Origin of the sequence: Kushneria phosphatilytica (assembly GCF_008247605.1) — a bacterium.
Lineage (GTDB): Bacteria > Pseudomonadota > Gammaproteobacteria > Pseudomonadales > Halomonadaceae > Kushneria > Kushneria phosphatilytica.
Map to the genome: position 1 here is coordinate 153,973 of NZ_CP043420.1, position 20,550 is coordinate 174,522.

The 20,550-nt window shown below is 62.2% G+C and carries 15 protein-coding genes; 7 read left to right on the plus strand and 8 right to left on the minus strand.

The annotated features are described in order from the left end of the window. Window positions 1-5: 5 nt before the first annotated feature. Genes dapF through argH form a run of 4 tightly spaced genes read right to left on the minus strand, consistent with a single transcriptional unit; the run spans window position 6 to window position 3,911 of the window. Window positions 6-848, minus strand: coding sequence for a diaminopimelate epimerase (gene dapF / locus FY550_RS00735; protein ID WP_070980636.1), 843 nt, complete (start codon window positions 846-848; stop codon window positions 6-8). Continuing rightward, window positions 845-2,113: a diaminopimelate decarboxylase gene (gene lysA, locus FY550_RS00740; RefSeq protein WP_070980638.1), complete on the minus strand. Its 1,269-nt coding sequence runs from the start codon at window positions 2,111-2,113 to the stop codon at window positions 845-847. Before lysA ends, dapF begins: the two co-directional genes overlap by 4 nt. After that, entirely contained in the window at window positions 2,110-2,481 is a 372-nt protein-coding gene (gene lptM, locus FY550_RS00745) for an LPS translocon maturation chaperone LptM (protein WP_233350241.1), read from the minus strand. The genes lysA and lptM overlap by 4 nt, the downstream gene beginning before the upstream one ends. After that, window positions 2,478-3,911, minus strand: coding sequence for an argininosuccinate lyase (gene argH, locus FY550_RS00750; protein WP_070980644.1), 1,434 nt, complete (start codon window positions 3,909-3,911; stop codon window positions 2,478-2,480). Before argH ends, lptM begins: the two co-directional genes overlap by 4 nt. Before the next feature lie 217 nt (window positions 3,912-4,128). Between argH and hemC the strand changes: the two genes are divergently transcribed. The 6 genes from hemC (at window position 4,129) to FY550_RS00780 (ending at window position 12,321) form a co-directional block, all read left to right on the plus strand. After that, window positions 4,129-5,082: a hydroxymethylbilane synthase gene (gene hemC / locus FY550_RS00755; protein WP_070980651.1), complete on the plus strand. Its 954-nt coding sequence runs from the start codon at window positions 4,129-4,131 to the stop codon at window positions 5,080-5,082. Between the two features lie 22 nt (window positions 5,083-5,104). Then, window positions 5,105-5,881: a uroporphyrinogen-III synthase gene (locus tag FY550_RS00760; protein ID WP_233350242.1), complete on the plus strand. Its 777-nt coding sequence runs from the start codon at window positions 5,105-5,107 to the stop codon at window positions 5,879-5,881. Then, window positions 5,878-7,254 (plus strand): uroporphyrinogen-III C-methyltransferase, encoded by a 1,377-nt coding sequence (locus FY550_RS00765; RefSeq protein ID WP_233350243.1) that lies wholly within the window; start codon window positions 5,878-5,880, stop codon window positions 7,252-7,254. Before FY550_RS00760 ends, FY550_RS00765 begins: the two co-directional genes overlap by 4 nt. After that, complete coding sequence (locus FY550_RS00770; RefSeq protein WP_070980656.1) at window positions 7,251-8,474, plus strand: heme biosynthesis protein HemY; 1,224 nt, start codon at window positions 7,251-7,253, stop codon at window positions 8,472-8,474. The genes FY550_RS00765 and FY550_RS00770 overlap by 4 nt, the downstream gene beginning before the upstream one ends. 80 nt (window positions 8,475-8,554) lie before the next feature. Further along, window positions 8,555-11,224, plus strand: coding sequence for a M16 family metallopeptidase (locus FY550_RS00775; protein WP_070980659.1), 2,670 nt, complete (start codon window positions 8,555-8,557; stop codon window positions 11,222-11,224). A 41-nt stretch (window positions 11,225-11,265) separates the two neighbouring features. Next, window positions 11,266-12,321, plus strand: coding sequence for a dipeptidase (locus tag FY550_RS00780; RefSeq protein WP_070980661.1), 1,056 nt, complete (start codon window positions 11,266-11,268; stop codon window positions 12,319-12,321). 54 nt (window positions 12,322-12,375) lie between these two features. Here the strand turns inward: FY550_RS00780 and fhuE are convergent, their stop codons facing one another. The 4 genes from fhuE to FY550_RS00800 all read right to left on the minus strand — a co-directional run bounded on the left by fhuE (window position 12,376) and on the right by FY550_RS00800 (window position 19,211). After that, on the minus strand, window positions 12,376-14,574 hold the full coding sequence (fhuE, locus tag FY550_RS00785; RefSeq protein WP_084388228.1) for a ferric-rhodotorulic acid/ferric-coprogen receptor FhuE: 2,199 nt from the start codon (window positions 14,572-14,574) through the stop codon (window positions 12,376-12,378). Between the two features lie 271 nt (window positions 14,575-14,845). Continuing rightward, complete coding sequence (locus FY550_RS00790) at window positions 14,846-16,645, minus strand: alkaline phosphatase family protein (RefSeq protein WP_070980663.1); 1,800 nt, start codon at window positions 16,643-16,645, stop codon at window positions 14,846-14,848. Between the two features lie 27 nt (window positions 16,646-16,672). After that, a complete protein-coding gene (locus FY550_RS00795) occupies window positions 16,673-17,824 on the minus strand; it encodes a mandelate racemase/muconate lactonizing enzyme family protein (protein WP_070980665.1) in 1,152 nt (383 codons plus the stop codon). Between the two features lie 37 nt (window positions 17,825-17,861). Continuing rightward, on the minus strand, window positions 17,862-19,211 hold the full coding sequence (locus tag FY550_RS00800) for an MFS transporter (RefSeq protein WP_276205000.1): 1,350 nt from the start codon (window positions 19,209-19,211) through the stop codon (window positions 17,862-17,864). A 312-nt stretch (window positions 19,212-19,523) separates the two neighbouring features. Here FY550_RS00800 and FY550_RS00805 point away from each other — a divergent pair, with 312 nt between their 5' ends. Next, window positions 19,524-20,549, plus strand: coding sequence for a LacI family DNA-binding transcriptional regulator (locus tag FY550_RS00805; protein WP_168201472.1), 1,026 nt, complete (start codon window positions 19,524-19,526; stop codon window positions 20,547-20,549). Window position 20,550 lies beyond the last annotated feature (1 nt).

Consider the following 20,550-nt stretch of genomic DNA (forward strand, 5'->3'; position numbering starts at 1 on the left):
AGCGCCTAGAGTTCGATTCGACCCTCAAAGACCCGTTCGGCCGGCCCGGTCATGATTACCGCGGCTGGCGCCCCGTTGTGTTCGCCCGCCCACTCGATGGTCAGTGCTCCGCCGGGCAGCGTGATATCGACCGGCGTATCGAGCAGACCGCGCCTGATACCGCTGACAACCGCGGCGCAAGCGCCGGTGCCACAGGCCAGGGTTTCGCCAACTCCGCGCTCGAAAACACGCAACCTGGCCCGATGGCGATCAGTGACCTCCAGAAAACCGACGTTGACCCGGTGCGGAAAGCGCGGATGCGCCTCGATGGCAGGCCCCATTGTGGCCACGGGGGCGGTATCGACATTCTCGACATCGATCACGGCATGGGGATTACCCATCGACAGGGCATCCAGAGTGATCGGCTGACCGTTGAGTTCGAACTCGTAGGCCGTGGCGACCTGTGTGGCCTTCAGCGGAATGCGCTCGGGCTCGAAGCGCGGTTGGCCCATGTCGACCCGTACCCGGCCATCATCAGCCAGTGTCAGCGTGAGAGGACCGGCGGCGGTTTCCACCCGTATCTCGCGCTTGCGGGTCAGCTGCTGATCCACCACGAAACGCGCGAAGCAGCGCGCGCCGTTGCCGCAGTTCTCGACCTCACCGCCATCGGCGTTGTAGATGCGATACCGGAAGTCCATCTCCGGGCCACGGGGTGGCTCGACCGTAAGCAGCTGATCGAAACCGATACCGAAGCGGCGATCCGCCCAGCGCTGGATCAGCTCCGGGGTCAGACGGGCCCGCTGGGTGATCAGGTCGATTACCATGAAATCGTTGCCCAGCCCGTGCATCTTGGTGAAGCGCAACATCATGCCGGCGTGGCTCCCGGTAGCAGCGATTCACCTGCCCAGAGCGCATCGAGCCGCTCACGCTGGCGCACTACGTGGATCTCGCTGCCGTCGATCATTACTTCCGGCGGGCGAGGACGGGTGTTGTAATTCGAAGCCATCACGAAGCCGTAGGCGCCAGCCGAATGCACGGCCAGCAGATCGCCGGCGGCAATCGCCAGTGGTCGGTCATGACCGAGATAGTCACCCGATTCGCAGACCGGCCCGACGATCTCCCAGCGGTGAGTCTCGACATCATGTCGCTCGCAGACTGCGGTGATGCGCTGCCAGGCCTGATAGAGCGATGGGCGGATGAGATCGTTCATGGCGCCATCGACGATGGCAAAGCTGCGGTGCTCGCCGGGCTTGAGATACATGACGCGGGTTAGCATAAGCCCGGCATTGGCGGCGATCGAACGGCCAGGCTCGAGAATCAGTTCGAGGGGGCGCTCACCGATCCGCTGGCGCAGGGCCGCAATATATTCGCCCGGCGATGGCGGCGTTTCGCCCTGATAATCGACGCCCAGACCCCCACCGAGATCGAGGTGACGAATGACGATTCCCGCTGCGGCAAGACGATCATGAAGTTCGAGCAGGCGATCGAGCGCATCCATGAAAGGGGAGAGTTCGGTCAGCTGCGAACCGATGTGGCAGTCGATGCCGATCGGTTCGACGCCGGCCAGTTCCCGGGCGTAGTGATAAACCCGCTCGGCATCGGCAATGGCGATACCGAACTTGTTCTCCTTGAGCCCGGTAGAAATGTAGGGGTGGGTGCCGGCATCGACATCCGGGTTGACCCGAAGGGAGACCCGAGCCGTGCGTCCCATCGATCGAGCCGTCCGGGCGAGCTGTTCAAGCTCGGCCTCGGATTCGACATTGAAGCACTTGATATCGACGGCCAGGGCCCGGCGCATTTCATCTTCACGCTTGCCCACGCCGGAAAAAACGATGCGGCCAGGGTCGCCCCCGACGGCCAGCACACGTTCGAGTTCGCCCACCGAGACGATGTCAAAGCCTGCGCCGAGCGACGCCAGCAGTCCCAGTACAGCGAGGTTCGAGTTCGCCTTGAGGGCATAGCAGACCAGATGTGGTCCGCCGGCCAGCGCCTGGGCATAGGCCCGGTAGTGTTCGGTAAAGGCGGCCTTCGAGTAGACGTAACAGGGCGTGCCGACCTGTGCAGCGACACGAGTCAGCGGCGCATCCTCGGCATACAGCTCGCCCTGGCGGTAAACGAAGTGCGGTGATGTCATTGGGGCGTACCTCCCGGTCCGCCGACCGGATTGGTAGTAGTACCAACGCCGCTGCCGATATTGGGTACGCTCGATTGTTCACCGGTATCCCGGGCGCCGGGCGACTGGGTATCAGGCATGGTCGGCGTCTGCGAGTGACTGTCATCGATGGCACCGCCAGGGGGCGTGCCGCTCTTCTCATCCGGCGCGTGCTGTGGCTGATCCGACGGTTTGTTGTTGCCGTCTGATTCCGACTCGTAGGCGTGCTGTGGGTCGTACTTCTCCTGCGCCTGCTGGTTGGAGGGCAGATAGAGTGGACCCTTCTGGCCACAGCCGGCCAGCACCAGGGGCAGGGCGAGGGCGCCCAGGACAAGACGAAGGTACATCATTGAGCGTCCTCTGCAGAGACATGCCAGTGTGCGTGGGCCGGCAGCGCCCTGATGCTGTCGCGGGCGCGCTGGGCGCTGGCGCGTACCTGATCCGGTGCGGTGCCGCCGATATGATTGCGCGCAGCGACCGACCCTTCCAGGGTCAGCACCTCGAAGACGTCCTCGCCAATGGTATCGGAAAAGCGGCGCAGCTCTTCAAGGCTCATTTCGGCCAGATCGCGCCCCTGCTCGATACCAAAGGCCACAGCATGGCCGACCACTTCGTGGGCATCGCGGAAGGCCAGACCACGCCGTACCAGATAGTCCGCCAGATCCGTGGCGGTGGAAAAGCCGCGACGCGCGGCTTCGCGCATATGGTCGTGGCGCGCCTCGATGGCCGGTATCATGTCGGCAAAGGCGCGCAGGCAACCGCGCACGGTATCGACAGTATCAAACAGCGGTTCCTTGTCTTCCTGATTGTCCTTGTTGTAGGCCAGCGGCTGCGACTTCATCAGTGTCAGCAGGCTCATCAGATGGCCATAGACCCGCCCGGTCTTGCCACGGACCAGCTCGGGGACATCAGGGTTCTTCTTCTGCGGCATGATTGATGAGCCGGTGCAGAAGCGGTCAGGCAGCTCAATGAAATTGAACTGGGCACTCGTCCATAACACCAGTTCTTCACTCATGCGCGACAGATGCATCAGTAGAAGACTGGCGAAGGCGGTGAACTCGATGGCGAAGTCACGATCGCTGACCGCATCCAGGGAGTTCTCGGCCGGACGAGCAAAGCCGAGCAGTTCGGCGGTGACATGACGATCAATGGGATAACTGGTGCCCGCCAGCGCGGCAGCCCCCAGCGGCAGTATGTTGACCCGGGCACGGCAGTCCAGCAGCCGTTGCTGATCACGGGCGATCATCTCCTGCCAGGCGAGCAGGTGGTGACCGAAGGTCACCGGCTGGGCGCTCTGCAGGTGGGTAAAGCCGGGCATGATGGTTTCGGCTTCGCGATCGGCCAGTTCGATCAACCCCTGACGCAGCCGGGTCAGCTCGGCCGCAATGGTGTCGATTTCATCTCTCAGATAGAGCCGGATATCGGTGGCGATCTGATCGTTGCGCGAACGCCCGGTATGCAGCTTCTTGCCGACCGGACCGATGCGCTCGGTCAGACGCGCTTCGATATTCATGTGAATGTCTTCCAGCTCGACCGACCACTCGATCTCACCGCGCTCGATATCGGCTTCGATGGCGTGCAATCCATCGATGATGGCATCGCGCTCTTCCGGCTTGAGTACGCCAACCTGCGCCAGCATGGTGGCGTGGGCGATCGAGCCGCGAATGTCGTGGTGATAAAGCCTCTGATCAAAACCGATCGAGGCCGTGAATTCGGCGACGAATGCGTCGGTGGGCTCGCTGAAGCGTCCGCCCCAGGATTGATTGGTGTGCTGCGTCATCGGGCCTGGTCGTCCTGACATCGGATCGGAGCGGGCATGGCACCGCGCCATGCCTGTCGGGAATTCGAGTGTATCAGACTCCACTGGCGGAAGGTCGAGGTGGGTAGCGGTTTTGCCCGGCGTGGCACTGCTTTATCATGCCGGTCATACTGAAGGTAGGTGTAATGCCCGTCAGTGGGTAGTTGCATGACCCCGTTTTGACCCGGCTGGAGATCTCGTGAGCCAACGTACCCGGTTGAGAATCGCGACGCGCAAGAGTCCGCTGGCGCTGTGGCAGGCAGAGCATGTCAGGGCACGTCTGGAAGCGCTCTATCCCGAGTTGACCGTTGAAGTGGTAGGGCTTTCCACCCGTGGCGATAAAATCCTCGATACACCACTGGCCAAGGTCGGTGGCAAGGGATTGTTCGTCAAGGAGCTGGAAGAAGCGATGCTGGCTGATATCGCCGATATCGCCGTGCACTCGATGAAGGATGTACCCATGAGCTTCCCCGAGGGGCTGGGGCTGGAAGTCATCCTGGACCGCGGTGCGCCCACCGATGCCTTCGTCTCCAATCATCATGAGCGGGTTGAAGCGTTGCCGGAAGGGGCCACCGTGGGCACTTCGAGCCTGCGTCGGGCACTACAGCTGCGGGCCCATCGGCCCGATCTGGTCGTGGTCAATCTGCGTGGCAGCGTGCAGACCCGGCTGGGCAAACTCGATGATGGTCAGTTCGATGCCATCATTCTGGCGACTTCCGGACTCGAACGTCTCGGTATGAGCGAGCGTATAACTCAGCGCATTCCGGTAGAGATCATGCTGCCCGCCTGCGGGCAGGGCGCACTCGGCATCGAGTGCCGGACCGATGATGATGAAGTACGGGCGCTGGTGGCGCCCCTGGCCGATCATGACACGACCCTGCAGGTGCTGGCCGAGCGAGCCATGAATACCCGGCTCGAGGGCGGTTGCCAGGTGCCGATCGGCGGTCATGCCGTGCTCGAGGATAATCAACAGACGCTATGGCTACGGGCGCTGGTCGGTGAGCCGGATGGCTCCGAGGTCATCCGGGCCGAGGCGCGAGGGCCGGCAGAAGATCCACAGGCGCTGGGTGTTCGGGTGGCCGAAGACCTGCTCTCCCGGGGGGCCGGACGTATTCTCGAGGCGGTCTATGCCGACGAGCGACCTCCGCGCTGAGCCGTTGTCGTCCGAGTGCCCGGTGCTGATTGCACGCCCGGGGGCTCGGGCGCAGGCGCTGATCGAGGCACTTGAACAGCGCGCCTTCACAGTGCGTTCGCTGGATATCATGCAGCTTGAAGCCTGCTCGCCGACCCCTGCCGAGCGCTCGCTGCTGTACGATCTCGACCAGTTTGCCGTGGTGATCTGCACCAGTCCGTTTGCCGCGGAGTGCCTGAGTGAGGCGATAGAGCACCGTTGGCCGCAACTGCCGATCGGACCACGGTTCCTGGCGACCGGTGCCAGTACGGCTGAAGTGCTGGGAGAGCGGCTGGGCATCGAGGCAGGAGCGCCGCCCCGCGGCAGTGGTAGCGCCAGTGAGGCACTGCTGGCCATGCCGGAGTTGCAGACGCTGACCCATCAGCGAGTGCTGCTGGCCGCCGGCGAGGGCGGTCGAACCGTTATCGAACGGACCCTGGCGGATCGGGGCGCCCGGGTGGAGCGTCTGGCACTCTATCGGCGCACTCTGCATCCGCCGCGCGATGAGGCACGACGCTGTCTTGCCGCAGGAAGGTTTCAGGCGCTGCTGGTGACCAGCGCCGAGCAGCTGGAGCATCTGCAGAAGTGGTGCACTGATGCGAGTCGTTCCAGACCGTTGATCGTCTCCAGTGAACGTTTGGCTACACTGGCGCATACATACCGATTCAGCTGTGTCAGCATTGCCGGAGATGCGACACCGGCGACCCTTGCTGCCGCGGTGGCCGGCGCCCAGGGCGGGACGCCCGCCTCTCATCATGACGAAAGGGCTAGCGATACATGAGCAGTCAAGAACACGATAACGACGGGAACAAGGCGCCGACCGGGCGCAATGACCAGGGTGCCGCGGGTTCGGAAAGCACCGACTCGACAGGCCGAACCGCCGGTAGCGCTGCCTCGCGCCACCCGGGCGCCGCGCCGGAAGAGACCACTGCGGCCGGTGCTGCTTCACGGCACCAGGGCAGTGACAGCGGGGCGCCGGGCAGCACGACAACGCAGACGACCTCGTCGGCCGACAAGGGGACGACGACGGCTGCCGGACAGACATCAGGCACAGCGCCAAAAGAAAGTGGGGCGACCGGGCACCGTACAGCGGCCGGTGGCTCGGGCTCGGGAGGCAAGGGCTCAGGCTCGGGTAAATCGGGCAATGGGGGCCGACCGGTAATGATCGGGCTGCTGGTCGTCATCCTGCTATTGCTGGTTGGCGCGATCATCTGGGGTGTGTCGTCTCTCAATGAGCAGCGCCAGACCATCAGCCAGTTGCAGAATCGGATGGACTCGCTGGCACAGACCGCTCAGCAGTCACAGCAGCAGCTCGACGGGCGTCAGCAGCGCATTGGTCAGCTTCAGGATCGTCTGTCTGAAACCGACAATACCCTGCAGCGGGTGCTCAAGGAGCTTTCCAGCCGGCAACAGCAGCAACAGGACAGCCGGCAGTGGGTCTATGCCGAGATCGAGTATCTGTTGCGCATGGCCAATCAGCGGCTGCAGCTGGAGCGTGACGTCAGTGGGGCAAAATCACTGCTGTCGGCCGCCGATGACCGACTGCGCGAGATTGATAACCCTGCCCTGACACCGGTGCGACGCGCACTCAGCAGTGAGCTGTCGTCACTGAATGGGGTGCCCGATATTGATCGTACCGGACTGTTTCTAAGCTTTGGTGCCCTGCAGGACCGCCTGGCCGAAATGCCGCTCTCGCAGGAAGTGAAAGCGCTCTCGGCCGAGCCTGCCGATGAGTCGACCTTCAGCGGTGACTGGCGCAGTCAGCTCACTCGTCTGGGCAGTCAGCTCAAGGATCTGGTTACGGTGCGACGTCATGATGAGCCGTTGCAGGCGCTGATCACACCTGATCAGGAAGGATATCTGCGCGAGAATATTCGCCTGCTGCTGGAACAGGCGCAGCTTGGTCTGCTCAAGCAGAACGAAAAAGTCTATCGGCAGAGCATCTCGCGCGCCGAAGAGCTGATCCGGTCCTACTTCAAGACCGATGACAGCACTACGCAGAGTGTACTTGAGCAGCTTGATCAGCTGGCCGGACGCAATATCCGACCGGAGCTGCCGGATATCAGCGGCTCGCTCAATGCCCTGCGCCAGTTCCGCGAACAGCGCACGGACCGTGAACAGCAAGGAGGCAGTGCGCAGGGGGATGCGGCATGAGAAAGCTGATCCTGTTCATCGTCATCGGCCTGGCAGGCGGCGCCCTGCTGGGTCAGCTGATGCTGTCGGTCCCGGGTTACTGGTTGATTCGGGTCGGCGATACGTCGGTACAGACCTCGTTCTGGTTCGGTCTGCTGCTGCTGTTCGCGCTGTTCCTGGTCTTCCACTTCGTTCTGCGTGCCCTGTGGCGCCTGCGTCGGCCGATTAGTCGCATGCGGCGCTGGAATGCACAGAATCGCAACAGCCAGGCGATGCGCCGCACAGTGCAGGGCCTGGTGGCACTGGCAGAAGGACGCTGGAAACGGGCAGAGAAGGCCCTGACCCGGGCAGCTCGCGATTCTTCCACACCGCTGGTCAACTATCTCTCTGCCGCACTGGCGGCTCATTATCAGGGGCGCTACGAACAGTCCGAAGCGCTGCTGCGCCAGGCGCATGGCAGTACCGAAAATGCCGACAGTGCCGTCAGCCTGGTCCAGGCTCAGCTGATGCTCGATCGACAGCAGCATGAGCAGGCGTTGGCCACCCTGACACGGCTGGAACAGCAACTGCCCGAGCATCCCCAGGTGCTCAAACTGCTCAAGCAGGCCTATCTTGGCGTTGGCGACTGGGAAGGCATTCGTCGCCTGTTGCCGAGACTCGAACGGCATCGGCTGGTAGGAGAGGATGAGCGCGCCGATCTTGAACGTCGCACCTATCGAGCACTGATGCGTCAGGCGAGCCAGAGCGACAATGAACTTGAGCGCGTGCGCACGCTGTGGAGTGATCTGCCCGATCACCTGACCGGTGATGTCGAGCTGATCCTGATCTATGTCGGCGCGCTGCAGCGTGCCGGTGACAGCGCTCAGGCCGAACGGCTGTTGCGTCAGTCGCTGAAATCGCACTGGGATACCCGGCTGATTCACCACTACGGGACGCTCGAGGTCGATCCCAATCGTCAACTGGTGACCGCCGAGAAGTGGCTGCAGGAGCGGCCCAATGATCCGGAACTGCTGATGACACTGGGTCGTCTGTCACTGCGCAACGCCTACTGGGGCAAGGCCCAGGAGTACTTCGAGGCCAGTCATCGCCAGCGCCCCAGCGGTGAGGTCTGCGCCGAACTGGCGCGGCTCTATGCCAATCTCGGTGAGCACAGTAAAAGTCAGTTCTACTATCGCAAGAGTGTGGAACTGCTGGATCGCTCGCTACCGGCACTCCCGCAACCCAGCGAACATACCCGCTGACAGGACGCCGGCCCCGCGCCGGCGTCGTTCTTTGGCATGGTTCTCGCGCCTGGCGGCGCATCGGATAACGGAAGGATGGCATGACACGTTTGGGACGCGGCGCGCTCAGCGCCTTGTGGCTCGCCCTTGGTGTTGTCCTGGCGACACCCGCGCTGGCCGATGACACCCACGACGTGCTGCGCAGCACGCTGGATAATGGCCTGAAGGTGGTCGTGGTACACAGCGACCTGGCGCCGGTCGTGACCACTCAGATGAACTATCGGGTGGGCTCCAGCGAAGCGCCCGAGGGCTTTCCCGGCATGGCGCATGCCACCGAACACATGATGTTTCGTGGCAGCCCCGGGCTGTCGAAGGATCAGCTCTCGGCCATTTCGGCCAGCATGGGCGGTAGCATGAATGCCTTTACCGCTCAGGACATGACCCAGTATCACTTTACCGTGCCCAGCAACGATCTCGATGTTGCGCTGCACATCGAGGCGGCGCGCATGCAGGGCCTGGATCTGGATGCCGAGGACTGGCAGCAGGAGCGCGGGGCGATCGAGCAGGAGGTGTCGGGCGATCTCTCCAATCCTTCCTTTCGTTTCTATACCCAGCTGGTGGACGAGCTCTTCCGGGGCACGCCCTACGCCCATACGCCTCTGGGTACCCGCGAGTCGTTCGACAACACCACGGTGGCGCAGCTGCGGGCGTTCTATCACAGCTGGTATGTGCCCAATAATGCCGTGCTGGTGATCGCCGGCGATGTCGATCCCGAGCAGACATTGTCGAAAGTGAAATCGCTGTTCGGCGATATTCCACGCAAACCGCTGCCCGAACGCCCCGAATTCGGATTCTCGCCGGTCAAGGGCCGATCGCTCGAGCTTTCGACCAACAATCCCTACGGCGCGATCTATATGGCCTGGCGACTGCCGGGATTGCGCAGTGACGAGTTCGCCACGGCGAAGATCATGCTGGATGCGCTTGGCTCGCAGCGTGGTGCCCTGGCAGCAATGGGGTTCAATGGTACTGCGCTGGCCGGTGGCATGGGCGGCCGGCTGATGCCGCATGCCGGGCTGGCCATGGCTTATGGCGCCTTTTCGGCCGGTGGTGATCCGGCACCGATCCGCCAGCGCATGCGCGACATCATTCGGCAGTTTGCCAGCGATGGGATTGATCCTGCGCTGGTCGAAGCGGCCAAGCGCCAGGCGATTGCGGCCATCGAATCGCGACGCAACTCGATCTCCGGACTGGCCGGGGCCTGGTCGCAGGCGCTGGTCGAGCAGGGCGTCGACTCACCGGAAAAACTGATTGCACGCATTCAGGCGGTAACGCCTGAGCAGGTGGATACACTTGCCCGTCGCGTGCTCAACCCCGATCAGGCCATCGTGGCCACCCTGACGCCGAAGCAATCCGGCGAACCCGTGGCAAAGCAGGGATACGGACAACCCGAGCAGTTTGGCACCCCGCCTGATGAAGCCGTAGAGCTGCCGCAGTGGGCCAGCCAGGCTTTTGCGAAGCTGGATATTCCGGTCTCCACGCTTGACCCTACCGACATGCATCTGTCCAACGGCATCCGGCTGATCGTGCAGCCCGAGCACGCCAGCCAGCGGCTGACCCTGATCGGCGGTATCGATACCAATGCTGACCTTCAGGCAGGCGCCGGCAAGGCTGGGGTCGCCGAGCTGCTCGATGGCCTCTATCAGTACGGCAGCGCAAAGCATGACCGGCTTGAGCTGCAGCGTCGCCTGGATGCCATCGGCGCCGATGAGAGTGCCGGTTCGAGCTTTTCGCTGTCGGTCGCGAAACAGCATTTCGAGCAGGGCGTGAAGCTGCTGGCCGAGCATGAGCAACATCCGAACTTCTCAAAGCGGGCGTTCTCGATTCTCAAGCAGCAGAATGCCTCGTCGCTGCCGGGGTATCTCAATAGCCCGGACTTTCTCAATGGGCAGGCGATGCAGCAGGCATTGTTGCCGAAGAACGATCCGGCGTTGCGCCACATGACGCCCGAGTCGATTCGCGGGCTGACGCTTGAAAACGTGCGCGACTATTTCCACAAGGCGTATCGTCCCGACATGACCACCATCGTGGTGGTCGGTGATATCACACCCGAGCACGCCCGCAAGGTAATCGAGCAGCACTTTGGCAATTGGCAGGCCAGCGGAGCCAAACCCGAAACCGAATATCCTGCCGTACCGCTCAACAAGGCATCGCGTTTTCATACCCCGGACAGTTCGGCCCGGCAGGCCAGCGTTAGCCTGGCGGAAATGGTCGACGTCACTCGTGACAGCCCGGCTCGATTCGCGCTCTATCTGGGCAATCAGATTCTCAGCGGCGATTTCTCCTCGCGTCTGCATCGTGCCCTGCGTGAACAGCGCGGTCTGGTGTATGGGGTCGGCTCAAGCTTTGGCCTGCAGGCCCGGCGCGGCAGCTTCGAGGTGAACTACGGCAGCGATCCGGACAAGGTCGAACAGGCACGTTCGCTGATTCTGCAGAATCTGAAACGGATGCAGAACGCGCCGGTCTCCGCCGATGAGTTGCATCGCGCCAAGGGTACCCTGCTGCGGCAGATGCCGCTGAACGAATCGAGCTACGGCGCGATCGGTGGTCAGCTGTTGTCGCTGTCGCTCAACGGCAAGCCGCTCGATGCCAGTACCCGGGCTGCGAAACACTACCTCGAGCTGACGCCGCAGGCGATACAGCAGGCCTGGCGAGAATATATTCGCCCGGATGACCTGGTCACCGGCGTGCGTGGGCCATCTTCGGGTCAATAGCCGGTGACAGCCGCTATTGTCCCCGGTCGTGAGGAGGCTGCATGAATCGGCAGGAACCCGCCATCTTCGATGGCCACAACGATCTGCTGGGGCGCATCCACACGGGCGCCGTCACCGAACAACAGGTACTGGAAGGCTATCGGGGCGGCCATATCGATCTGCCACGCGCTCGCGCGGGTGGTTTTGGCGGTGGCCTGTTTGCCGTGTTTGTGCCGAGTCCGCAGAGTGATCTTGGGCGTGACATGGCGGGGCACGAGGGCGGTTATGACGTGCCACTGCCGCCGGCACTGAGCGAGTCCGAGGCGCTGACTTCGGCGCTGGCGCAGATCGCCTCCTTTCGTCGGCTGGCCGCGTTGGGTGCGATCACGCCCTGCACCACGGCAGGTGAGATTCGCACGGCGCTGGCAGGCGATAACATGGCGGCGGTGCTGCACATGGAAGGGGCCGAGGCCATCGATCCCGACTTTAATGCGCTGGAGGTCTTTCACGCGGCCGGACTGCGCTCGCTCGGTCCGGTGTGGAGCCGGCCGACCCGTTTCGGCCATGGCGTGCCTTTCCGATTCCCCTCTACCGGCGATATCGGCCCCGGACTGACCGACGCCGGGCGACAGTTGGTGCGCGAGTGCAATCGGCTCGGCATCATGCTGGATCTTTCTCACCTCAATGAAGCCGGCTTCAACGATGTCGCGGCGCTATCCGATGCGCCGCTGGTAGCCAGCCACTCCAATGCCCACGCCATCTGCCCCCACGCTCGCAATCTGACCGATCGTCAGCTCGACATGATGGCCGAGCGCGATGGCCTGGTGGGCATCAATTTCGCCACGGCCTTTCTGCGACCGGATGGTCGCATGCAGGGCGATTGTGCGCTGGATGTCCTGCTGCGTCATCTCGATCATCTGCTTGAGCGGTTGGGTGAGCACGGGGTGGGCTTCGGCTCCGATTTTGATGGCGCCGTGGTACCCCGTGCGATCGGCGATTGCAGCGGTCTGCCCCGGCTGCGAGATGCGTTGCGCCAGCACGGCCTCGATAAGGCCCTGATCACCCGACTCTGTCACGACAATTGGCTGCGGGTACTGGAGCGCACCTGGGGCGAGTGAGGCGCCAGGCACCGAATGCCCGCCCGGCAGGACGGGCAAGGCCGCCAATACCGTTCAGAACGAGTAGGTCAGCGTGGTCGTGGCGTTGAGGGGTTCCCCATAGACGCCGTAGCCATCGAAATAGCTGTAGTATTTTTTATCGAACAGGTTGTGCACGTTGAGCTGCAATGAGAGTTCAGACGTGAACTGATAGCGGCCGAATACGTTCACCAGCGTATAACTGCCCTGCTCGAAATTCCGGGTCGTGCCACTGGGACCGTCGACATCGTCTTTGAAGGTGTGACTCTGCCAGTTGATGCCGCCGCCTACCGTCAGCTGCTGCCATCGCGGTATGCGATAGCTGGCGAAGAGATTGGCCTGGGTGCGGGGTCGATCCGTATTGAACGAGCCATCGTCATCGGTGGCCGTGTAGTGAGTAAAACCGGCGGTCAGATCGAGGTGATCGGTGACCGCGCCACTCAGCTCGGCGTCGAAGCCTTCGCTGACTACGCCATTGGCGGCGGCGTAATAGTTGCGTCCATTGTTGGGCAGTTGCCCGGCCACGACTCCGACATTGTCCTGCTCGATGCGGAAGACCGAGAACGAGGCATTCAGCAGGCCATCGAACCATGCAGCCTTGAGGCCGGTTTCGTAGTTTTTGCCCACCACCGGCTTGAGAAAGCTGCCACCGGCGTCCCGATAGTCCTGCGGCTGGAAAATCTCGGTATAGCTGACAAAGGCTGACCAGGTGTCGTTGAGGTCATACACCAGACCGCCATAGGGCGTAATATCGTCCTGGTGCTGGTTTTCATTACCGCTGGCACTGGCCCAGCTGCGTCCCTGCCAGTCGGTATACCGTGCCCCGATGATCAGTGTCAGCGGCTCCGCCAGCGAAAGACGCGCTGCACCGTATACGGCCTTCTGTCTCACACTGGTGCTTTCCGAGGGTGCGAAACCGGGCCAGTCCTGTTCGGGCGTCGAGCCGTTCCAGTGGTCGAGATCACTGACAGGAAAACCTGCCGTGTAGCTGTTGTCATAGTCGTTGGATTGTTCGCTATAACTCCCCCCGATGACGAGCTCATGCTCGCGACCGAGCAGTTCGAAAGGGCCATTGGCATAGGTGTCGACGGAATCCATCGTGCGTTCGCCGGTGTTCCATCCGGTGTAATAGTAAACGCCCTCACCCGTGTTTCGATCGGGGAAGCCGGAGGGATAGGCGAGTCTGGCATCCATATCCGTCTCGGCGTGCGTCGCTGTGCCGCGCAGCGCCCAGCCGTTGCCGAACTGATGCTCGAGTTCGGTAAATACCTTTCTGGATTCGAAATCGTAGTAGGACCAGTCCGGCGCCACACTGAAACCACGGGTGTAATCGGTTTTGCTGCCATTGCTGTACCAGAGCGGCAGTCCCCCCCAGGTGGGCGACGAGGCATGAGTATCCTGATAGTCGTATCCTACCGAGAGGGTGGTGTCAGCAGTGACATCTGCGTCGATGACCGCGTAGCCGAATTTCCTGCGATCGGAGTAGCGGTCAAGCCAGGAATCTCCGGAGTCGTAGCCGCCGATGAAACGGGCGCGTACATTACCCGACCGGGTGAGCGGCGTGGTGACATCCACGACACCGCGCTGCTGATCCCAACTGCCGTAGGCGCCACTGACTGAGCCTGTGAGTTTGCGGCTGTCAGCATGCTTGCGCACGAAGTTGACCGAGGCGCCCGGATTGCCGGCTCCCGTCAACAGACCGTTGGCGCCACGAACAACTTCGACACGGTCGTAGATAGCCGTATTGAGCGCGCCCTCTCCGAAATACCAGGCGCTACTGGTATTGAGCGTAGGGATGCCATCGTACTGATAGGTGTTGATGCGAAAGCCGCGGGAATAGAACGAGACACGATTGCTGTCGATGTGACTGGCGGAAATGCCGGTTGTGTTGGAGAGCACATCGTCAATGTCCTCAAGATCCTGATCCCTGATGCGCTGCTCGGTAACAATGCTGATGGTCTGGGGGATTTCCTTTGGGCTCAACTCGAAGTGCGTACCAGCCGTGGTGGTGTCCCGGGTGTATCCCACGTTGCCGTACAGGTTGCTGGCGGTGACGGTCACCGGCGCCAGTGTGACCGGCGTTTCGTTCTCGGCGAGTGCCTGGGTCGATGTCAATGAAGCGAGAGCGGCGACGCTGGCGGGAGCCAAAAGGGAAGAGTGGAAGACAAGCGGCGACCCTGCCAGCGGTAGTCGATAGCGAATGCCGCTGCCGGCACGACCCCGTGAGATGTTCATGATGAGCCCTTGAGCTGATTATCAGAAATATTTCTTATCAACAGGGATTTTGTGTAAATGATTATTCTTTGTCAAAGTTTATGATAATCATTTTCATTAATGGCAAAGACAAGCCATTTCATCATGGGATGATTGACCTGCCGGAGCGGTGGAAAGCGCCCGGATGAATACGGTCTTGGCTCAGGTGACGGGGCCCGGGTATGGCGACTCCGGTGGTGTATCCATGCGCCCACGCATGGCGCGTGCCCGATCGGCCCCGGGATGAAGCGTGCTAGTGCTTCAGTAGTGCAGTCAGTACTCGACCATCCAGCGTGGCACTGTCGGGGAGGGCGAGCCAATGCGCCAGAGTGGCGCCTGCGTCGCTCATGCGCGGGAATCCCTCATTATGCGCCAGCCCGTAGCGCCCGCTGCTGTCGATGCCGGGACCATGCAGCACGGCCAGCCCGTGATTGGAGGCAAAATCGGTGCGCGCGCTGGGTATCTGCGGGCCATGATTGGCGCCGGGGCTCTGCACCGGGGCAAGGGTATCGCCGTGCTGGTTGGTACCCCAGACGAATCCCGGGCTGTAGGCAAAGAGGACATCGCCGGCATGTTCACCCCAGTAGCCCAGTACCTGGGCATCGCATTTTTTCAGCGCCACGGCGATCACGTTCTGCTCACCGTCGGGGGTGACGCAGTACCAGCTGGTGAGGGCGCGCAGAATACGGGTCTGCACTTGATCGAAATCGGCCGGCGCGACCACGCCTTCGGGGTCGCGTCCGGCCAGATTGACGAAAATCTCCAGTCCGCCGCGCTCATCCTTGAGCAATGCTCGGCTTTGATGGCGGATTGGCTGACCGTAATCATCGAGCGTGCAGAGATCGAATGCCTCAAGCCGACGGTAAATATCGCAGAGATAGCGGTTGGGCACGTCGCCATGATCAGACGCCAGCACGATCAGGGTATCGTCACGGCGCTGTTGCAATAGGCGTCCTACGCCCTCGTCGAGCACCCGATAGGCATGGCGGATCACGTCCAGATAGCGTTCGCGCTGCTCGGGGCGATAGAACGGCGAGGCGGGATCGCACTGGGCGAGACAGGTATGGTGAGTTTCGTCGTTGAGCCGGAATACCGTGGCGAACAGGTTGAAGTTGTGCTCGTTGAGCAGGGTCATGGCCGCGTTGGTGAGCCAGTCGAGCTGATAGCGTCCCTCCTCGAAGCTGGTCTCGAACCAGCGCTCGTCGGGCGAAGCCGTGACCGTCCACTTCGAGATGAAGGGGCCATGCCGATCGATCAGGGCACGTGCCAGCTCGGGCTGGCTGCTGTGCTCGGCCGGTATGGTAATCTGGGACTGCAGCAGCTCGACATGGTGATGGATCGGGTCGAAGGCCAGCAGTTTGAAACGTACTCGTCCCGAGTATTCATCGTCACCGATCGACAACCACTCGCTCCACTCGCCACTGCTCAGAGTGATGGGTCGATCGTGGCAGTGCAGGGTCAGGCCCTCATCATCGGCTTGCATACGCAGTGACCGGGTGGTGCCATCGTTGAGCTGAAGGGTGGCGGTGAAGCCTTCGTCATGCACTTCGATCGCCCGACGATTGTGCTTTTGGTGATGGGCGAGCGTGGCACCGGAAGGTGGCCAACCCAGCGACTCCGAGGGCTGCGCTGTCACCGGTAGATCGTCCGTGGTGTGCAGGGCGGCAGCCGCCATTTCCATGGGGGCAGGGCCGGCACCGCTCCAGAAGGGCGCCAGGCAGAAATCCTGCGCGCCACTCGGCTGGAGACTTTCGGGAAAGTGCACCAGGGCACTTCTGTACCCCTGCTCGCTCATCAGCTCCAGCAGATGCCGAGTACCGACAGGCGGCATGCGCTGGCCGATCCAGCTGGTACCCGGGGCCTGGCCGGTCAGCATGGTCACGAAGTTGGTATCACCCCAGGTCGAGATCCAGGGCATCAGTCGGGTCGCTCCGCCCTCGTCGAGCAGGCGCCGGATGTTGGGCAGCACGCCTTCATCGCAGAAGCGCTCGAGTAGTTCCGGGATCAGCCCGTCCACGCCCAGTACCACGACTTTTCTCTGTGAATCCTGCATGTTTGTCATCCTGATGAAATGGGGCGATCAGTCGTCGAGCCGGTAGTGGTCGATGACACTGCGATCGATGTCGATTCCCAGCCCCGGGCGCTCGAGCACCTCAACACAGCCGTTGGCATTGAGTGCGAATTCTCCATTGATCAGCTCGCGTCGGAAGGGATGACTCGACTGATCGTATTCGAGCATCGGCGCCTCCGGTGTCAGGGAGAGCGGCTGGGGCGGCAGGGTGGCGATGAACTGTACGGCAGCGGCCAGACCGATACCGGTGCCCCATACGTGTGGCATGACCGGGACGTGCCAGGCCTGTGCCAGCGTGGCGATGCGGCGACACTCGGTGATGCCGCCCGCGGCGCCGATATCGGGCTGAATCACATCAAGCGCGCCCTCGCTGATGAAGTCGCGATAGCCGATGCGGGAGTATTCGTTCTCGCCGGCAGCAATCCAGGTGCGTGACACGCCCTTGAGTTCGCGGTAACCGTGTCGGTTCTCCGGACTCAACGGCTCCTCGAAGAGATGCACCCGGGTCTCTTCAAGCTCCATCAGGATTCGGCGTGCGGCGGGCACGCTATAGGCGCAGTTGGCATCCATCATCAGGGCGATATCGTCCCCCACGGCTTCGCGTACGGCGCGCATGTCACGCAGGTCGGCCTCGATACCAAAGCCGGTCTTGAGCTTCATGGCCCGATAGCCATTGGCCTGATGACGCAGCGCCTCTTCGACCACTTCTTCGGGGTAACGGCCCCCTTCACGGCGATAGAACCCGGTGGCATAGGGTCTGATTTCGCGACGAAAGGCGCCGCCCAGCAGACGATGAATCGGCTGGCCGAGTGCCTTGCCGGCGAGGTCCCAGAGCGCGATATCGATTGCCGCAATGCCGAACAGGGCGATGCCCTTCTGACCATAGGGGCGGGTATGGTTGTACATCTCTTCCCAGAGCACTTCGCGCTCGAAGATCGAGCGCCCGATGATCAGCGGCTTCAGGGCGTGCTCGACCATGGCGCGCGCCACCTGCGGTGGCTGCAGGCCGTGGTTGACGCACTCGCCCCAGCCGGTGAGACCTTCGTCGGTGACAATCTCGACCAGCATGGCGGTGCGGCGCTGTACCCAGCCCTGGGAGAAAGCGAACGGTTGCTCGAGTGGGGCGGCGAGCACATGGGTTTTCAGCTCGGTGATGATCATTTCCGGCTCCTGGGTGATAGCGAAAGCGCAGGGTGGGTCAGTCGAAACGGATGCGTTCGATCCGGCCGACGATGAAGAGATAACTGAAGACGGCTGTCAGGGCGTGGGCGATCACGAAAATCAGCGCACCATTGAAGGAGCCGGTGTCGTTGACGATGTAGCCGATCGCGATCGGCGTCACGATGCCCGAACAGTTACCGAACATGTTGAACAGACCGCCGCTCAGGCCGCTGGCCTCTTTCGGCGCGACATCGGACATGATCGCCCAGCCCAGGCCGCCAAACCCCTTGCCGAAGAAGGCCAGCGCCATGATGGCCACGATCAGCCAGTCGATATCGATGTAGTTGCAGATCAGCATGCTGGTCGACAGCGTCATGCCCAGCACGATGGGTGTCTTGCGGGCTGCCGTCAGCGAATGTCCACGGCGCAGCATCATGTCGGAAAAGACGCCGCTGAGAATGCCGCCGGCAAAGCCGCACACGGCCGGAATCGAGGCCACGAAACCGGCCTCGAGGATATTCATGCCGCGGGCATCGACGAGATAGACCGGAAACCAGGTGAGGAAGAACCAGGTCAGCGCATTGAAGCAGTACTGGCTGATATAGATGCCGACCAGCATGCGCGAGGAGAGCAGGCGCCGCAGGGTGCGCCCGGTATGACCACGCTGACTGGTCTGCGTCCGGCTGTCGTGATCCATGTCGACCAGCGCACCGCCCTCGGCGATATAGGCCACTTCGGCCTCATTGGCGCGTTGATGATCGCGCGGGGCGTGCACCACGACCAGCCAGATAAAGAAACACACCACGCCCAGCGCGCCCATGACGAAGAAGGTGGCCTCCCAGCCGAAATGGTAGGTCAGTGCCCCCATGATCGGTGCGAACAGCACGGTGGCGAAATACTGTGCGGAATTGAAGATGGTGGCGGCCCGGCCGCGCTCCTGCAGCGGAAACCAGCTGGCGACAATGCGACTGTTGCCCGGAAAGGAGGGAGACTCCGCCAGCCCCACCAGAAAGCGCAGGACGAACAGCACGATCACGGCAGCCCCGGCGGTAAAGGCGCCTGCGGTGCCCTGAAAGAAGGTAAAGGTCGACCACAGCAGAATGCCGGCGGCATAAACCCGACGGGAGCCGAAGCGATCCAGCAGCCAGCCGCCGGGGAGCTGGGCAATGACATAGGCCCATGAGAAGGCGGAGAAGATATACCCCATGGTGACGCTGTTGATCCCCAGGTCGTCGCGCAGTGCCGGTCCGACAATCGAAATCGCGGAGCGGTCGGCGTAATTGATCAGGGTAATGCCGAACAGCATGGCAAGAATCAGATAGCGCACATGGGTCTGGCGTGGCTGGTCGGTCGTGGCGCTGGCACGGCTGCGGAACATCTCACTCATGAGTCGCCTCTTTCGTAGCGCTGCAAAATAAGGTTGCGTGGCTCGAGGCGAAAGGTGTTTCTCGAAATGCGTTTGATGAAACGCTGCACCCGTCGCCATGGGACACGGTTTCGATATCTATATTTCGTAGCGCTACGATAGCGATGCGATTATTACGATCCCATCCCACCTTGGTCGCAGGTGACAGCAGGTCCGGTAGTTCCTCATGCGCCGGCAAGGTTGCGCTGTCTTCAGCCAGCAGAGAAGATGACTCACCCGTCCGGAACTGCTTCGCAGCTCGGCATCATCGCTTGCAGAGGAAGTCGAACAGCCTTGGCCACACCCAGACAGCGACGAGGTTCCCAGCGTGTCACCATGGGTGATGTGGCACGTATTGCAGGTGTCTCACCCAGCACCGTATCTCTCTATCTGCGCCGGCCCGATGAGGTCTCCGAACAGCGCGGCCAGCGTATTCAGGCGGCTGTGGAGCGGCTGGGTTATCTGCCCAACACCATGGCCGGTGGGCTGGCGTCGTCGCGCTCACGCATCATCGGCGTGCTGGTGCCCACCATCAGCAACTCCTTCTTTGCGGCGACGCTCGATACGCTGGAGAAACGGCTGCGGGAGGCGGGTTATCAACTGCTGATCGGCAACACCGAATTTGACGAGGCACGCGAGGAAGAGCTGGTCCGCTCGATGATGAGCTGGTCACCCGCGGGCCTGGTGATGACCGGCTTCCGCCATGGCCGTCGCACGGTATCGATGCTGCTCGACAGCGATATACCGCTGGTGGAGATGTGGGACTACGGGCAACCGGCGCTGGATATGGTGGCAGGCTTTTCGCACTACGCGACCGGTCAGCTGATCGCCCGTCATCTGCTCGAGCGCGGCTATCGCGATACCGCTTTCATCAGCCCCAGTTTCAGCCGTGATGTACGCGCCGGTGAGCGTTATCGGGGATTTCAGGAAGGTATGGAACAGGGTGGCGCTCGGGTGACCATGCGCGAACTGGGTGGCGCGACCGATACCGCGGAAGCCGGGGCGCTGCTGAGCGAACTGATGGCCGAGCGGCCATCGATCAGTGCCGTCTTCTGCGCCAATGACATGGTGGCGCTGGGGGTGATGTTCGAGTGTCAGCGTCGTGGCTGGGAGATTCCGGGACGGCTGGCGGTCGCCGGGTTCGGCAATCTGGAGTTTACGCCCAATACTGTCCCACCGCTGACGACTGTCGAGCCGCCCAAATATGAGATCGGCCGGCAGGTCGCCGAACTGCTGCTCGCCCGACTCGGCAAGTCGGATGCGCCAGGGGCGCGCCAGGTGGATCTCGGCGTGCGCCTGATCACCCGCGAAAGTACCTGAG

Coding starts and splice junctions, on each gene's coding strand:
- FY550_RS00775 (WP_070980659.1), top strand. CDS start 8,555: ATGACACGTTTGGGACGCGGCGCGCTCAGCGCCTTGTGGCTCGCCCTT.
- FY550_RS00790 (WP_070980663.1), bottom strand. CDS start 16,645: ATGCAGGATTCACAGAGAAAAGTCGTGGTACTGGGCGTGGACGGGCTG.
- lysA (WP_070980638.1), bottom strand. CDS start 2,113: ATGACATCACCGCACTTCGTTTACCGCCAGGGCGAGCTGTATGCCGAG.
- dapF (WP_070980636.1), bottom strand. CDS start 848: ATGATGTTGCGCTTCACCAAGATGCACGGGCTGGGCAACGATTTCATG.
- FY550_RS00765 (WP_233350243.1), top strand. CDS start 5,878: ATGAGCAGTCAAGAACACGATAACGACGGGAACAAGGCGCCGACCGGG.
- FY550_RS00795 (WP_070980665.1), bottom strand. CDS start 17,824: ATGATCATCACCGAGCTGAAAACCCATGTGCTCGCCGCCCCACTCGAG.
- FY550_RS00800 (WP_276205000.1), bottom strand. CDS start 19,211: ATGAGTGAGATGTTCCGCAGCCGTGCCAGCGCCACGACCGACCAGCCA.
- FY550_RS00780 (WP_070980661.1), top strand. CDS start 11,266: ATGAATCGGCAGGAACCCGCCATCTTCGATGGCCACAACGATCTGCTG.
- FY550_RS00770 (WP_070980656.1), top strand. CDS start 7,251: ATGAGAAAGCTGATCCTGTTCATCGTCATCGGCCTGGCAGGCGGCGCC.
- lptM (WP_233350241.1), bottom strand. CDS start 2,481: ATGATGTACCTTCGTCTTGTCCTGGGCGCCCTCGCCCTGCCCCTGGTG.
- argH (WP_070980644.1), bottom strand. CDS start 3,911: ATGACGCAGCACACCAATCAATCCTGGGGCGGACGCTTCAGCGAGCCC.
- fhuE (WP_084388228.1), bottom strand. CDS start 14,574: ATGAACATCTCACGGGGTCGTGCCGGCAGCGGCATTCGCTATCGACTA.